Raw genomic sequence first — 15,648 nt, 5'->3', positions numbered from 1 at the left:
TCATGAGCTTAAAAAACTACCTTGAGCGGATTGAGCCGAACTTTGAAAAAGGTGGCAAGTATGAAAAGTGGTATGCCCTGTATGAAGCGGTGGCGACCATTCTCTACACCCCTGGCAAAGTAACGAAGAAAACCACTCACGTTCGCGATAACGTCGATCTGAAACGCATCATGATCTTAGTTTGGATGATGACTTTCCCAGCCATGTTCTGGGGCATGTACAACGTGGGTAACCAAGCCTTCTTGGCACTGGGCAACGGCTATGAACTAGCGGACGTTTGGCAAGTAGGTTTGTTCCAGCTGTTTGGTGGCGATATGGCCAACGCCGGTTGGGGTACCAAAATGTGGTACGGTGCTTGCTTCTTCCTGCCTGTATACGCTACGACCTTTATCGTTGGCGGCTTCTGGGAAGTGTTATTTGCAACCGTACGTAAGCACGAAGTCAACGAAGGTTTCTTCGTCACCTCGGTACTGTTTGCGTTAACCTTGCCCGCGACTATCCCATTGTGGCAGGTCGCCTTAGGTATTACCTTCGGTGTCGTTATCGGTAAAGAAATCTTTGGCGGTACTGGGCGTAACTTCTTAAACCCAGCGCTGACCGGCCGTGCGTTCTTGTACTTCGCTTTTCCAGCGCAGATTTCAGGCGATAAAGTTTGGACCGCAGTAGATGGTTTCTCGGGCGCAACTTTGCTTGGTCAAGCTGCCATCGGTGAAAACTACTTTGCCGATATGGACCTGTGGTGGAACGCCTTCCTTGGCAATATCCAAGGTTCAATGGGTGAAGTTTCAACGCTGATGATTCTCATCGGTGGTTTGGCACTGATTTACTTCCGCATCGCATCTTGGCGCATTGTTGGCGGTGTATTCGCCGGCATGGTTGCTCTATCGTTATTATTCAATGCCATCGGCAGTGACACCAATACCATGTTTGCTATGCCATGGTACTGGCACCTTGTAGTAGGCGGTTTTGCTTTTGGTATGATGTTCATGGCGACTGACCCAGTCTCAGCATCATTTACTAACAAAGGTAAATTTGCTTACGGCTTCTTGATTGGTGCGATGACCGTATTGATTCGGGTGGTAAACCCAGCTTATCCAGAAGGCATCATGTTAGCTATCTTGTTTGCTAACGTGTTCGCGCCATTGTTTGACCATTTTGTAGTACAAGCGAACATCAAGCGGAGGTTAGCTCGTGGCTAAGAAAAATGAATCACTCGGCAAAACTTTATTTGTCGTTGTTGCACTCTGTTTGGTGTGCGCGATCGTCGTTTCCGGCTCGGCAGTTGGCTTGAAGCCGATTCAGCAGAAAAATGCAGCGCTTGATATGCAGCGTAACGTGTTGGATGCAGCAGGTTTATTGGAAGCAGATACCGACGTAGTTGCCGTTTTCAACGAGCGGGTTGAGACTAAACTGGTTAACTTGGACACCTTAGAAGTTGTTGACAGTGCCAACGGTCAAGATCCAGTTGCTTATGACCCGATTGCTGCGGCGAACAAGCCGGAGTGGAGCACTAAGCTGGAAAAATCTGCAGATATTGCCGGCATTGGTACGCGTGAGAACGTCACTAAGGTGTATCTGATCAAGGGTGCCGACGGTGAACTCGCAACAGCTGTTCTTTACGTTCGTGGTTATGGCTTGTGGGGCACCATGTATGGATTGCTCGCACTTGAGTCAGACATGAACACAGTGAAGGGCATCAACTTTTATGAACACAGCGAAACACCTGGACTCGGTGGTGAAATCCAGAATCCAAAATGGGTTGCACAGTGGCAGGGTAAAGAAATTTATGGTGACGAGCACGCTTCAATCGAGCTCGACATTATGAAGAACCCGTCACAAGAGAATCACGATATTGATGCACTTTCAGGTGCGACCTTAACCAGTAACGGGGTCGATAATCTCGTTGCCTACTGGTTCAGCGATAAGGCCTATGGTCCATTATTAGACAAAATTCGCAAGGGGGAGCTGAACAATGGCTAGCAGCGCAAAAGAAATGAAAGAAGTCCTGTTTGGACCGATTTTCGCGAATAACCCGATTGCCCTGCAAATCCTTGGTATTTGTTCGGCATTGGCAGTGACCTCGAAAATGGAAAACACCGTGGTAATGTGTATCGCACTTACCTTGGTAACCGCCTTTTCGAACCTGTTTATCTCTTTGATTCGGAATCACATTCCATCTAGCGTTCGGATCATCGTGCAGATGACCATCATCGCCAGTTTGGTAATCGTTGTAGACCAAGTTTTGCGTGCCTATGCGTACAGCATCGCGAAAGAACTCTCGGTGTTCGTTGGTTTGATTATTACCAACTGTATCGTGATGGGTCGTGCCGAAGCGTTTGCGATGAAGAGTCCTCCGGGCTTGTCGTTCCTTGACGGTATCGGTAACGGTTTAGGCTACTCAGTAGTGCTGTTGACCGTCGGTTTCATCCGGGAACTCTTTGGTTCAGGTAGCTTGTTTGGTTATCAGATCTTACAACTCGCTTCTGAAGGCGGTTGGTATCAACCGATCGGCTTGTTGGTTCTGCCACCAAGCGCATTCTTCATCATTGGCGGGTTTATCTGGGTACTGCGTACCTTCCGTCCTGAACAAGTAGAACCGAAGGATTAAGGGGCCGATCATGGAAGCATATATCAGTTTATTTATTAAATCGGTGTTCGTTGAGAACCTCGCCCTCTCGTTTTTCTTGGGGATGTGTACGTTCTTGGCAGTATCGAAAAAAGTGAGCACTGCTTTTGGTCTAGGTGTTGCGGTTATCGTGGTACTGGGCATCTCGGTACCAGTGAATAACTTGGTTTACCACAACATCTTGGCTCCGGGTGCGTTGGGTTGGGCTGGCTTTCCAGATGCCGACTTAAGCTTTTTGCGTTTCTTAACCTTTATCGGTGTTATTGCGGCTCTGGTTCAGATCCTCGAAATGGCGCTCGATAAATACGTGCCTGCGTTGTACAACGCATTGGGTATTTTCTTACCATTGATTACGGTGAACTGCGCAATTTTCGGTGGTGTATCCTTCATGGTTGAGCGTGACTACAACTTCACTGAGAGTATCGTTTACGGTATCGGTGGCGGTGTTGGTTGGGCGCTCGCAATTGTTGCTTTGGCAGCAGTGCGTGAAAAAATGAAATACTCAGATGTGCCGGATGGTTTGCGTGGTCTCGGTATCACCTTCATGGCCGTAGGTCTGATTGGTTTGGGCTTTATGTCATTCTCTGGCGTATCCCTATAATGACAACGCAACAAGTAACGCTAAATTAAGAGGTAAAAGTCGATGCAAGGGCAAGATTTGACGTTAATAGCGCTTGGCGTAGGCATGTTTACCGTGATTGTACTGATTTTGGTTGCGGTCATTATGTTCGCAAAATCAAAATTAGTCCCTCAGGGTGATGTCGAGATTTTGATCAACGACGATGAAGATAAAAAAATCACCACGCAACCTGGCGGTAAGCTGCTAGGCGCGCTGGCAAACGCTGGTATTTTCGTATCATCAGCATGTGGTGGTGGTGGTTCATGTGGTCAGTGTACCGTTAAGGTATTAGAAGGTGGCGGTGATATCCTGCCAACTGAAAAAGACCACATTAACAAGAAAGAAGCACGTGAAGGTGTGCGTTTGTCATGCCAGGTAAACGTGAAGCAAAACATGAAAATCGAATTGCCAGAAGAGGTATTCGGTATTCGTAAATGGGATTGTACTGTTAAGTCGAATGACAACGTTGCGACCTTTATCAAAGAGTTCGTAGTGCAGTTGCCTGAAGGCGAAGAAGTACCTTTCCGTGCCGGTGGTTATATTCAGATTGAAGCGCCACCGCACCATATCAAATACAAAGATTTTGATATTGCTGAGAAATTCCGTGGTGACTGGGAGCGTTTCGGCTTCTTAGATCTCGAGTCTAAAGTTGATGATGAAACGGTTCGCGCCTACTCAATGGCGAACTACCCAGATGAAAAAGGCATTATTATGTTGAACGTGCGTGCAGCAACACCGCCGCCAAACAACTTGAGCCTGCCACCAGGCAAAATGTCATCGTACATCTTTAGTTTGAAACCGGGTGATAAAGTCACCATTTCAGGCCCGTTCGGTGAATTCTTTGCCAAAGATACTGACGCGGAAATGGTGTTTATTGGTGGTGGTGCTGGTATGGCGCCAATGCGTTCACACATTTTCGATCAGTTGCGTCGCTTGCACTCGAAGCGCAAGATCAGCTTCTGGTACGGTGCACGTTCGAAGAAAGAAATGTTCTACGTTGAAGACTTCGATATGTTGCAACGTGAAAATGAGAACTTTGAATGGCACGTGGCATTGTCAGATCCGCAACCTGAAGACGATTGGGATGGCGATACTGGCTTTATTCACAACGTGCTTTATGAGCGCTATCTGAAAGACCATGAAGCGCCAGAAGATTGCGAATTCTACATGTGTGGTCCGCCGGTCATGAACGCCGCTGTGATCAACATGCTCAAAGACTTGGGCGTAGAAGACGAAAACATCATGTTGGACGACTTTGGTGGATAAGTAAGGTGACCTTCTCATCATTACGTTTTGTTTGGCTAGCCCTAGTGGGGCTAGCCTTTTTCGTTTCATGCACCCATGCGCCGCAGCAGCTATCTGTTCAGGGCGATACCATGGGGACGACCTATCATATTCGCTATGTAACTGCTGATCCTCGCCATGATAGCGAGCAACTGCAGGAGCGAGTGGATGGCTTGTTAGCGCAAATCAACAGTCAAATGTCTACTTATGATCCGCAATCGGAACTGTCTCGCTTTAACAGCAAATTGACAACCGAGCCTGTGGTGGTGTCGCGCTCGCTCGAGAACGTGGTAGCCCGTGCGTTGGCGATTGCCGAAGAAACCGATGGTTTACTTGATGTGACGGTAGGTCCACTAGTGAATTTGTGGAGCTTTGGTCCACAACAACGCCCAGAATCGGTGCCGACCGCAGTTGAGCTCGAAGCGGCTATGAAGATGACAGGCTATCGGCATTTAACCGTTGAAAATCACCAATTGCAAAAGAGCATTCCTGAGCTTTATGTTGATTTATCAACGATTGCTAAGGGCTATGCGGTGGACCGCGTGGCACGCTTGTTAGAGCAAATGGAAATTCAGAATTATCTGGTCGAAATTGGCGGCGAGATGCGAATCAAGGGCAGCAAACCAGGGAACCAACCTTGGCGGATTGCGATAGAAAAGCCTGATGCGACCCAGCGCGCTGCGCAACGTATCGTAGAGATAAACAATGCTGCAATTGCCACCTCTGGGGATTATCGCAATTACTTCGAAGAAGACGGGCAGCGTTATTCGCATATTATCGATCCGCGCACTGGCAAACCGATTCAACATAACTTGGTATCGGTGACAGTTATTACTGACAACTGTATGGATGCCGACGCTTATGCGACCGCATTGACGGTGATGGGGCCTGAGCAAGCGCTGACATTCGCGGAACAAAAAGGCCTTGCGGTGATGCTCATTACACGTGAAAACGACGCGTTTAAAGAGTACACTAGTACAGCGTTTCAACCTTATTTGCAGTAACTCAGGAGGTCCGCATGGGGTTATTTTTATTAGTATTTGCCATCTTTTTAGTGGTGGTGTTAGCCATGTCGGTTGGGTTTATCGTGCAAAAGAAATCGATTTCTGGCAGTTGTGGCGGTATTTCCGCGCTGGGCATGGATAAAGCCTGCGACTGCGATGAACCATGTGACGATAAAAAAGAGCGCATGGCAAAAGAACAAGAATGGCAAAAAAATCGAATTCATTAAGCAGGGATCATGGTAACTCCAATACATATTCGGCCAAAGTCCGATGAAATTTATCTAGATTGTAACGCCACAACACCAGTCTTACCGGAAATCGCACAAGCGGTTTCGCATACCATGGAGCGGGTGTTTGGTAATCCAAGTAGTAGTCATATTACCGGACTACAGGCACGGTACATTCTAGATAACACGCGCCGTTTAGGGCGTGAAGTCATCGGTGCTGGGCGCGGTCATTTGGTGTTTACTAGTGGCGCCACTGAGGGCATTCAAACTGCCGTACTGTCGGCTTTAAGTCATGCACGCAAGCAAGGCCATGCCACCGTAGGGAAAGTTTTGTTGTATGGTGCCACCGAGCATAAAGCAGTACCGCAGGCGCTGGCCCATTGGAATGAATTGCTGGGGATTGGCGCTGAGCTCAAAGCTATTCCGGTTGACGGTAATGGTTTGCTAGATCTGGATTTCATTACTGAATACCTTCCGCACGCTTTGATGATCTGCACTATGGCAGTGAATAACGAGACCGGTGTCCGACAAGATCTCGCCACCCTTGAGCGAGTGATTCGCCAGCACGGATCGCAGGTACCGTGGATGGTTGATTGCGTGCAAATGCTCGGTAAAGGGCAGCTGAACTTGGCTGCGACCACCATTGATTATGCGCCATTTAGCGGGCACAAACTTTATGGTCCTAAGGGCATCGGCTTTTTGTATGTACGCGAGCATGCGCCGTTTACACCCTTGATTATCGGTGGTGGGCAAGAGCAGGGGTTACGCTCAGGCACTGAGAATCTGCCCGGAATCGCCGCTTTGCACACTTTGTTTGAGCTATTGCTCGACACCGAACAGCAAGTGTTTAAACCGGTAGCGAAGTTAAATGGCTATCGCGAGCAGCTATTAGGTGCATTACGCACCGCATTTCCAACTTTGGAATTGAATCACGCGTTTGAATACTCGGTACCGACTACGCTTAACTTTTCCGTTCGCGGCGTGCCATCGCGCGATATTATGGATGTTTTTGACGCTGCCAATATTCGTGTTAGCTCAGGCTCAGCCTGTAGCTCAAAAGTTACCCGCAGTTTTGTATTGGATGCCATGGGACTAGCGGATTGGCGTTCGCAGTCGGCAATTCGTTTATCTTTTGGTCCAGCGACCGAGCAAGCCACCATCGATGCTGCCTGTCAGCGTATCAAAGAAGCGGCGCAAGCGTTGTGGCACTCTTGTTTGTTGCTCAGCGATACCAACGAAGATTTCGACAGTGAACTCGATGGCGTTGTGCAGTTACGTTTTGACGCACAGTGTTGCTATTTGATCATCGATCGCGCGGCACGAGAACTTGTGGTGATTGATCCCGTTGCGCAACTGTCAGAGCGGATTGAGAAGTTGGTAGAGTGCCAGCACTATCGCGTTAAAGCGGTGGTCACAACCGAACCGCAAAGCGCAAATAGCACCGCCGCGATGTTAGCACAACTAGTCTGCGCCAGTGGCTGTGATGCCGAGCGCGATAATGTGGGTTGGCCGCGTCATGCGCAGGCCGATTGCACTATTCCAGAAGATTGTAACTTGCCACCGGAAGGTTGCTTACTGGTCGGTAATCGTCGTCTTTATCGTGTAGGAACACGGCAGCCGATTTACTTGCTTAGTTCGCCGATCTCACCCAGTGCCCAGGCACATGTGGATTTTGCTTTTGTGGGTGAGCAAGAAGCGCCGACACTCCTCAATCAAGCCGTTGGCGAGCAGACCTTAATTTGCCGCAAATGGGACGAGAACTTTGCAATTGCAACGCAGTTACACGAATTGAATCAACAAGACTGTGGCTGTGCTTTGGTCGACATTGCGCCTGAACAACAGCAGCAGTGGTTGCGTCGCCCAGAAACCTTGGTGCTCGATGTGCGAGAGCAACAAGAACATCAAGTGACGCCGTTAGAGTTGCCAGCGCAAGTGGTCAACGTGCCACTTACACGGCTGGTGCAGTTTATTTATGACCACCGTGCTGAATATAAAGATCGCCCAATTGTGTGCTTATGTCGTTCAGGCAACCGCAGCGCAGTTGCGGCCCAAGTACTGAGCCGGTTCGGCTTTTGTAACGTCAGTCATTTGGCTGGCGGGATGGCGCTGTTGGCAAGCTAAGCTTGCCAACAAAGCCTTTTTTTCCGACTAAGTAGCAGTATTCTCCCGCGCAACTACTATTCCAAATATTCTCTTCGCTCAGTAGTTGCCAATCGGTGCTTTGAGTATTGGGTAACCACGCGGCGCCATTCGGGTTAGTGACAATCAAGCCACCGCTATCGGTAACACTTAGACTATATAATGCGCCGGCGATAGGCGGCGAAGCCAATTCGGTAAATTTACTATTACGCATTTCTACCAGACGTGGCTCGCGCTCTGGATTGTTGAGATCACCGCCGGCGAGCAGCACATGTTTTTCGCTAAAGGGCCAGACACTGGCGATACCTGCCATAGGACCCGCAGCGATAGGGGTATCGATAGCGCGAAAGCGGATACCGAACTCGCCTTTAATCAGCAAACGTGCGGTACTGGCATTGGCCGTGCCCATCGCCCATATACCGTTGTTGTAGCGCACACATGCACCACTCGCAGCAAGGCCGCCCTCGCCATCAAGAGGGGTACCGGTAATAGCGTTACGGGATGGTATCCAGTTGCGACCGTCGGCGCTGCGCATCGAATCCCAACTGCCATCGATGCTGTCGCCGTAGACCCATGCTTCGTTACTGCGTGGCGCTACCGCTAGGCAGTTAAGAAACTGATTCCCGGCAGCGCGCATGCGCATTTGCCAGCTGGCGCCGCCATTATTGGTGTAGTAGATTCGCGAATCGCCACCATTACCCACACTCAGTGCATAGGCGTGTTGGGCATCAAGTGCTTCGATGTCGCGGAATTCAAGCTCTGTTTTGGTGGGCGTGCTGTATTGCCACGTTTTGCCGCCATCGATACTACGAGCGATGGTTGCTTTAGTGCCACTGACCCAAATCACATCGGTATTGGGCGTGCTGACGCCGATCCAGTCGATGTCTGGACGAATCGCCAAAGGTTCAACCTGCAGCGCACTGGTATTTAACAGTGCACTTAGTACCACGCTCGTTAACACCATTTTCTTCTCACCGTTGTCGAATCTTTACCTACGATAAACCATTGTTTTGATACCGACAACGCTTATCGTTAACGCTTCGCGCGCTGCAACCGCAGGGCATTCAACACTACGGACACCGAACTTAGCGCCATGGCACCCCCAGCAAGCCAAGGTGCGAGGAGTCCAGAGGCTGCAATGGGGATTCCGAGGGTGTTGTATGCGAACGCCCAGAATAAGTTTTGTCGTATGTTTTTTACGGTAAGTTCGCTCATTTCGATCGCATCCACCAAACTGCCCAAATCGGCGCGCATAAGGGCGATATCAGCGGCTTCGATGGCAACGTCGGTGCCCGTTCCCATCGCTACCCCGATATCTGCGGTCGCCAAGGCCGGTGCATCGTTGACACCATCACCGACCATAGCAACTTTGCGACCTTGTTGCTGCAGTTGCTTGATTTGGTCAGCTTTGGCGGTGGGGAGTACATCAGCGATGACTTCGTCAATGCCGAGCTCATTGGCGATGCTGGCAGCGGTGCGCGCGTTATCGCCGGTAAGCATAACGAGCTTGAGTCCGCGTTGACGCAAACGCTCAAGCGCTGTTTTAGTGGTGCTACGCAGGGTATCGGCAACCGCGACTAAGGCCACGAGCTCACCACTTACTGCGATCAACATGACGGTTTTACCGGCGTGTTGCAGTTCTTCAGTGCGTGCAATGACATTTTCATTGATGGTAACGCCGAGTTGCTGCATCAAGGCTTGATTACCAAGGGCAACCGTTTGCTGCGTATCGTGCAGTTGTGCAGTTGCGACCACGCCTTTACCTTGTTCAGCATTGAAGTCGGTAATGCTTTGCGTGCTTTCGGTATGGGCACGCATGCCTTCGACCAGCGCTGCGGCGAGCGGATGCTCTGATTGTTGCTCGATACTTAAGACCAGTGCCGCAACTTCGGCTTGCTGATAGACCTGGCTCAGCAATTCGAATTCAGTGAGTTTGGGTTTACCCTCGGTAAGGGTGCCGGTTTTATCGAAAACGATGGTATCGACCTGTTGGGTGAGTTCGAGTACATCGCTGCGCTTGAAGAGCACGCCAAGCTGCGCAGCGCGACCGGAACCCGCCATAATGGAAGTAGGGGTCGCGAGACCCAACGCACAAGGACAAGCGATGACCAAAACGGCTACGGTGGCCTCAAAGGCTTGTCGCCAATCGGCAGGCGCTAGCCAAAAATACCAAGTAACTAAGGTGAGGGCAGCAATCACTAATACGACGGGCACAAAGATGCCCGCTACCCGGTCGGCTAGCCGCTGAATTGGCGCCTTGGAGGCTTGTGCTTGCTCGACCACGGCGACAATCTTCGCTAAAGCGGTGTCTTTACCGGTGTGTGCCACTTTAATGCGTAAAAAGCCAGTGCTATTCAGTGTGCCACCGATGACTTTGTCGCCACTTTGCTTACTTACCGGCATGCTCTCCCCGGTGAGCATGGATTCATCGACCGCTGACTGTCCACTGATGACTTCACCGTCGACAGGTATTTGCTGTCCCGGCTTCACTTGCACAATAGTGCCCACAGTGAGCTCGGCGACAGCTACGGTTTGGGTGGTGTCGTCGTCAAGTTCGACCAGTGCCTGTTGCGGTTGCAACTCCAACAATTGTCGAATCGCTGTCGAGGAACGTCCTTTAGCGCGCGCTTCAAACCACTTACCCAAGAGAATCAGCGTAATGAGCACCGCACTGGTCTCAAAATAGAGTCCTTCATGTGGGTGATAATCAGCGGCGAACCAAGCCAAATAGATACTGTAAAAATAAGCGGCCGAAGTGCCCAGTGCCACCAGTACATCCATATTGGCGGCACCGCCACGCAAGGCATGGTAGCTGCCACGGTAGAATTGCCAGCCAATAATGAATTGTACTGGCGTAGCTAAGAGCAATTGTAACCATGGCGCCATCAACACATCGGGTACCGGCACCGCGCGGGTCCAGCTAAAATGACCAAACATGGTATAGAGCAGTGGTAGCGACAGCACTGCCGCGGCAATAAATTTGTACAACTGCAGCTGCTGTGCCTGATCGCGTGGGTCATCGTTGGGTTCGTCATGATTGACCACACTAGCGTCGTAACCGGCTTGTTTGACCGCGTGAACCAGCTGAGCAGAGTCAAGCTTACTGCCCTCAACGGTAGCAATCTCCGAAGCAAAATTGACGTTAACCGAGGCCACACCGTCAACCGCGTTAAGGGCTTTTTCAATGCTGCGAGCGCACCCTGCGCAACTCATTCCGGCTAATTGTAACTGGATTGTTTTTTGCGTCATGGCGAGGGCTCCTTAGCAGTTACTGTGCGTCAAGTGACTGACCAGTGATAGCGATGCTGTCATCGCTCATCAAGTATAAATAGGTTGGCATCAGATCTGCCGGCGTCTTCAACTTCATCGGATCTTCGCCCGGATAGGCTTTGGAGCGCATGGTGGTGCGCGTTGCGCCTGGATTAATGACGTTCACACGAACATTTGAACCTTCGTATTCGTCAGCCATAACTTGTGCGAGACCTTCGGTGGCGAATTTACTGACGGCGTAAGGGCCCCAAAATGCTCGACCTTTACGGCCAACACCTGAAGAGGTGAAGACAATACTGGCATGGGGCGCTTTTTTAAGTGCCGGCATAAGGGCTTGGGTCATCATAAACTGCGCGGTGACATTCACTTGCATGATGTCGTTCCAACTGTCGTGGTCAATGTGCTCAAACGGCGATAAAACACCTAATAAACTGGCATTTTGCAACAAACCGTCAAGGCGTCCGAATTGTTCTTCAATGGTTGCACACAGACCTTGATAGTGGGTTTTCGTTGCACCTTTCATGTCGAGAGGGACAATAGCAGGTTCTGGACCACCGGCGGCAATGATTTCATCATAGGTGTGTTCTAACTTGCTGACGGTGCGTCCCAGCAAGATAACGGTGGCGCCAGCAGCGGCGAACGTCAGAGCTGCTTGCTTGCCAATGCCATCGCCGGCGCCTGTGACCAGTATTACCTTGCCACTTAAATCATAATTTTTTACGTCGTTATGCATCTGTTCCATTTTCGGCTTACACTAGCTAGTTAATAATGCCGCTAGTTTACTGGTTTTTGCTCAGATTCTCAGCTTGTGACGAGAATTTCTTGAAAAGTACTTTCAAACCGAGCCGCAGCGGTGTATAAAATTTTGTTAAGTGCGTGTCTTGTCCTACCAGTTAGAAAAGGCGATGATAGGCAAGAACAATATAAGCATCAGAAAGGTGCGCCAAACATAACAACACGAACAAGGATTGGGGAAGCCTCATGAAAAAACTTTTGCTCGTAACGGCGATTAGTAGCGCTCTTACCCTCGTCGGCTGTGGCAGCGGTGACGAAGCGCCACCAACAGCAACGCAAGATTATCAAGTGAATGCGACACGGGTCGTATTTGATCCAAGTGGCGGCGCAGTGCCTGTGCCTTCAAATATTCTGTTAAGTGGTAGTGTCGACGGTACCTTAAATATTCCGGTAGCCGATCCAACAGATAATGCTGACCCGCAGGTTGCATTAAACGGTCTTGATGGCTGGGGTACACACTCAACTTTAACTTTCAGCTTCTCGTTGCCTGTCGATGAGAATGGCAACCAGATTGGCGTGACTGCCGCTTCACTTGAAGCTGCCGGCAGTGTGCGCGTCTTCGAAACTATTATGGGTGGTACTGCGGTCAGCCCTGACTGTGCGGCAGCAAGCCCTGCAGCGACCTGTGCAGTTGTCGGTGAACTCACCCATGGCGTTGATTTTATCGTCCGTGCCACTGGTCCAAATGGTGTTGCTGTGATTCCATTACGACCGCTTAAAGCGAAAACGGGTTACGTTGCGGTGTTGACCAGCAACATTCAGGACGAGATGGGTCGTGATGTATTGCCTTCGCAAACTTATGGTTTGATGAAGCGTGACGCTGACACTGATCCGGTATCAGGCGATGCTTCAGGTGTTGGCTTGCAACGTTTGATCAACAGCCATGAAGACGCGTTAGTGGCTTATGGTCTTGATCGCGAAGACATCATTTACACTTCAAGCTTTACGACACAATCAGTGAACGACGCCTTTAATGCGATCAAAGCCTTGATGGCACAGCAGTTCTCGCAAGGCGGTGGTCCGGCATTAATGGCACAAGCAACTGGCATGACGGTTGGTGATGCTTTAGTCGCGGCAGGTCGGTTACAAGCTGACCCACAAAACACTGCGTATTTAGCCGCCGCATCGGCGTCGCTGTATCAAGGTCAGGTGACGTTACCTTACTTCTCACCAGTACCGACCGCAGAGAATCCAACGGCACCATTGAGCGGTCGCTGGCGCGCACAGTGCGACAGCCCGGCATCAATTTTGGGTGGCGTGCAAGCGGGTTTAATTCCAGTTGCAGCAATCGATCCATTGGGACTCGAAGACCCTTCACGCTTGTTGCCGCCGTATAATTGCTATGACTTCCCTGGTGTTGACGAAGAACGCCATGTCACCAAGTACAACCCAATTCCTGCGGTTGCTCAGCAAGCAACGATTCCTGCAGTGGTGACGGTGCCAAACGTACAAATGGCGAATATGGTGCGTGCTGCGCAAGGCTTAGCACCACTTGAAGAGCCTGCAAACGGTTGGCCAGTAGTGATTTTCCAGCACGGCATTACCGGTGACAAAACCAATGCCTTCGGTATTGCTGGGTCGTTAGCAGTGGCTGGTTTTGCCACCGTAGCTATTGACCACCCGTTGCACGGTGACCGTGGCTTTGGTGCAATCAATGCAACTACCGGTAGCGCGACGGCCTACATGAACCTCGGCAGCTTACTGACAGCACGTGATAACCTACGTCAGTCGATTTCTGACTTGCTAGGTTTACGCTTGAGCCTCAACGCGGCACAGGGTGCTAACTTGAACGGTCAAGACGTGTTCTTCGTTGGACACTCATTAGGTGCGATTGCCGGTACTGGTTTTACCGCGCTAGCAAACGAACCGATGAGCGGCCCATTAGCTCCGGCATCAGCATTGTTCAGCGTTAACGCAAGTACCTTGATGGCACCAGGCGCAAGTGTTGCGAACTTCTTGTTGGCATCGAATGCATTTGGTCCGGTTATCAAAGGTCAGTTGCTTTATGCCGCAAATGCTGACTTCGCAGCTGCAGTCAATGCTGCTGCACAGAACGCTGGTGTGTCACCGACATCGCCGCAGTTCCAAGGTTTATTGGTGCAAGTGTACACCCAGTTCTGGGCGAGCCTAAGTGCGGCTGAGCAAGCGCAAATTAACGGCGTGTTCGAACAGTTCGCATTTGCTGCACAGTCAGTGGTTGATTCAGCTGACCCGATTAACTTCGCGGCACAAGCAGTGAACAACGAAAGCCCAATTCACCTTATCGAAGTGGTAGGTAATGGTGCTGACGTTTTGCCTGACCAAGTGATTCCAAACACTGTACAAGGCAAACCTCTTGCCGGCACCGAAGCCTTGATCAGCGCTTTGCAATTACCTGCGATTACGCAGACGACTGCGAGCACTGATGGCACGCCGATTTCAGGTGCGGTGCGCTTTATAGCGGGCGACCATGGTTCAATTGTTGACCCATCGGCCTCAGCTGCAGCAACTATGGAAATGCAATTACAAGCAGCAGGTTGGTTTACCACCGATGCGACCGCAATTCCAATTAGCAACCCTGCAGTGATTCAGCAATAATCTGTATACTGTACTCAGATGAGTCTAAAAAGGGCCGCTCGTCGGCCCTTTTTTATGCCTACAGCAAAAGTGAGGAAACGATGACGTTTTTACTTGATATCGCCGACTTTTTAATCAAAGCGGCCATTATTGTTATGGCGTTCGGTTTGATGGTCGCGCTACTTGCTAACGCGGCGCAACGCCAGCGTAAACAGCAGGGAGAGTTGCAGGTTACCAACCTCAGCAAAGTTTTTCGCAACGCAGGGCGCGCGGTACGTGCAGAATTGCTGACGAAAAAGCAGCGCAAACAAGCCCAGAAACAAGAAAAGCAAGCAGCTAAAAAGGCTGAGCCGAGTGATAAGCGGATCTTTGTCATCGACTTTAAAGGCAGTGTCGACGCCCACGAGGTCGACCATTTAACTCGTGAAGTCAATGCCATTATCGGTGCGGCCGAAGCCGGAGATACGGTGCTGGTGCGTTTGGAGAGTCCGGGTGGGGTTGTGCATGGTTATGGTCTCGGTGCGGCCCAGTTGCAACGCTTACGCGACGCACAGTTAAAGCTCATTGTCAGCGTTGATAAAGTGGCCGCGAGTGGTGGCTACATGATGGCAGCCGTGGCGGAACATATTATTGCGGCACCCTACGCAATTATTGGTTCGATTGGTGTAGTGGCTCAGCTCCCCAACTTCTACCGTTTTCTGCAAAAGCATGACATAGATTTTGAACAAATCACCGCTGGTGAATATAAGCGTACGTTGAGTGTATTTGGTGAGAATACCGATGAAGGACGGCATAAATTTAAAGAAGACTTAGAGCAGATCCATCAGCAATTTAAACAACACGTAGCGAACTATCGACCGCAATTGGTACTCGAAAAAGTAGCTACCGGCGAATATTGGACCGCGCAACAAGCGCTCGATCTGCAACTCGTCGATGAAATCACGACCGGAGATGCGTGGTTGCAGCAACGCGCTGAGGACCATACGTTGTTGCGGGTACACTACAGTGAGAAACGTCCACTCGGCGAACGGATCGGAAAGAACGTTACGGCCGTATTAGAGAGTATTAAGACGTTCTTGAGCAAAGCCTAAACGATTAGAGCCTAAGTGAAGCAATAGCGGAGTCAGC

Annotated in this window: 13 protein-coding genes; 10 read left to right on the top strand and 3 right to left on the bottom strand. The window is 50.3% G+C overall.

Translation table 11 applies throughout. The features are described from left to right. Nucleotides 1-2: 2 nt before the first annotated feature. The 8 genes from IDAT_RS09565 to IDAT_RS09530 are packed head-to-tail and all read left to right on the top strand — an operon-like array spanning nucleotide 3 to nucleotide 7,881. Complete coding sequence (locus IDAT_RS09565; protein WP_034733213.1) at nucleotides 3-1,199, top strand: NADH:ubiquinone reductase (Na(+)-transporting) subunit B; 1,197 nt, start codon at nucleotides 3-5, stop codon at nucleotides 1,197-1,199. Continuing rightward, complete coding sequence (locus IDAT_RS09560; protein WP_034733211.1) at nucleotides 1,192-1,980, top strand: Na(+)-translocating NADH-quinone reductase subunit C; 789 nt, start codon at nucleotides 1,192-1,194, stop codon at nucleotides 1,978-1,980. Before IDAT_RS09565 ends, IDAT_RS09560 begins: the two co-directional genes overlap by 8 nt. Continuing rightward, nucleotides 1,973-2,608 carry an NADH:ubiquinone reductase (Na(+)-transporting) subunit D gene (locus IDAT_RS09555; RefSeq protein WP_034733208.1) on the top strand — a complete coding sequence of 212 codons (636 nt, stop codon included), beginning with the start codon at nucleotides 1,973-1,975 and terminating at the stop codon, nucleotides 2,606-2,608. Before IDAT_RS09560 ends, IDAT_RS09555 begins: the two co-directional genes overlap by 8 nt. A 10-nt stretch (nucleotides 2,609-2,618) precedes the next feature. Further along, entirely contained in the window at nucleotides 2,619-3,227 is a 609-nt protein-coding gene (gene nqrE / locus IDAT_RS09550; RefSeq protein ID WP_034733206.1) for an NADH:ubiquinone reductase (Na(+)-transporting) subunit E, read from the top strand. A gap of 57 nt (nucleotides 3,228-3,284) precedes the next feature. Then, nucleotides 3,285-4,511: an NADH:ubiquinone reductase (Na(+)-transporting) subunit F gene (nqrF, locus tag IDAT_RS09545; protein ID WP_156099513.1), complete on the top strand. Its 1,227-nt coding sequence runs from the start codon at nucleotides 3,285-3,287 to the stop codon at nucleotides 4,509-4,511. Nucleotides 4,512-4,516: 5 nt separating this feature from the next. Beyond that, on the top strand, nucleotides 4,517-5,533 hold the full coding sequence (locus IDAT_RS09540) for an FAD:protein FMN transferase (protein ID WP_244441634.1): 1,017 nt from the start codon (nucleotides 4,517-4,519) through the stop codon (nucleotides 5,531-5,533). A 14-nt stretch (nucleotides 5,534-5,547) separates the two neighbouring features. After that, nucleotides 5,548-5,760 (top strand): (Na+)-NQR maturation NqrM, encoded by a 213-nt coding sequence (gene nqrM, locus IDAT_RS09535; protein ID WP_034733203.1) that lies wholly within the window; start codon nucleotides 5,548-5,550, stop codon nucleotides 5,758-5,760. 9 nt (nucleotides 5,761-5,769) lie between these two features. Further along, entirely contained in the window at nucleotides 5,770-7,881 is a 2,112-nt protein-coding gene (locus IDAT_RS09530) for an aminotransferase class V-fold PLP-dependent enzyme (RefSeq protein ID WP_034733202.1), read from the top strand. On the opposite strand, the gene IDAT_RS09525 is transcribed toward IDAT_RS09530, so the two are convergent. From IDAT_RS09525 to IDAT_RS09515, 3 genes are all read right to left on the bottom strand, one after another. Beyond that, the gene (locus IDAT_RS09525) at nucleotides 7,841-8,863 is read right to left on the bottom strand and encodes a WD40/YVTN/BNR-like repeat-containing protein (RefSeq protein WP_034733201.1); all 1,023 of its coding nucleotides are present in this window, start codon (nucleotides 8,861-8,863) and stop codon (nucleotides 7,841-7,843) included. The two genes, IDAT_RS09530 and IDAT_RS09525, sit on opposite strands and share 41 nt — an antisense overlap. 68 nt (nucleotides 8,864-8,931) lie before the next feature. Then, nucleotides 8,932-11,148: a heavy metal translocating P-type ATPase gene (locus tag IDAT_RS09520; RefSeq protein WP_034733200.1), complete on the bottom strand. Its 2,217-nt coding sequence runs from the start codon at nucleotides 11,146-11,148 to the stop codon at nucleotides 8,932-8,934. Between the two features lie 19 nt (nucleotides 11,149-11,167). After that, a complete protein-coding gene (locus IDAT_RS09515; protein WP_034733199.1) occupies nucleotides 11,168-11,902 on the bottom strand; it encodes a YciK family oxidoreductase in 735 nt (244 codons plus the stop codon). Nucleotides 11,903-12,150: 248 nt separating this feature from the next. Here IDAT_RS09515 and IDAT_RS09510 point away from each other — a divergent pair, with 248 nt between their 5' ends. After that, nucleotides 12,151-14,541 carry a VolA/Pla-1 family phospholipase gene (locus IDAT_RS09510; RefSeq protein WP_034733197.1) on the top strand — a complete coding sequence of 797 codons (2,391 nt, stop codon included), beginning with the start codon at nucleotides 12,151-12,153 and terminating at the stop codon, nucleotides 14,539-14,541. Nucleotides 14,542-14,621: 80 nt separating this feature from the next. Further along, nucleotides 14,622-15,611, top strand: a complete 990-nt coding sequence (gene sohB / locus IDAT_RS09505; protein ID WP_034733195.1) for a protease SohB — start codon at nucleotides 14,622-14,624, stop codon at nucleotides 15,609-15,611. Nucleotides 15,612-15,648 lie beyond the last annotated feature (37 nt).

Origin of the sequence: Pseudidiomarina atlantica, assembly GCF_000753735.1 — a bacterium.
Taxonomy (GTDB): Bacteria; Pseudomonadota; Gammaproteobacteria; order Enterobacterales; family Alteromonadaceae; genus Pseudidiomarina; species Pseudidiomarina atlantica.
The sequence above is the reverse complement of the archived record's forward strand: the minus strand, read 5'-3'. Positions and strand labels throughout refer to the sequence as shown.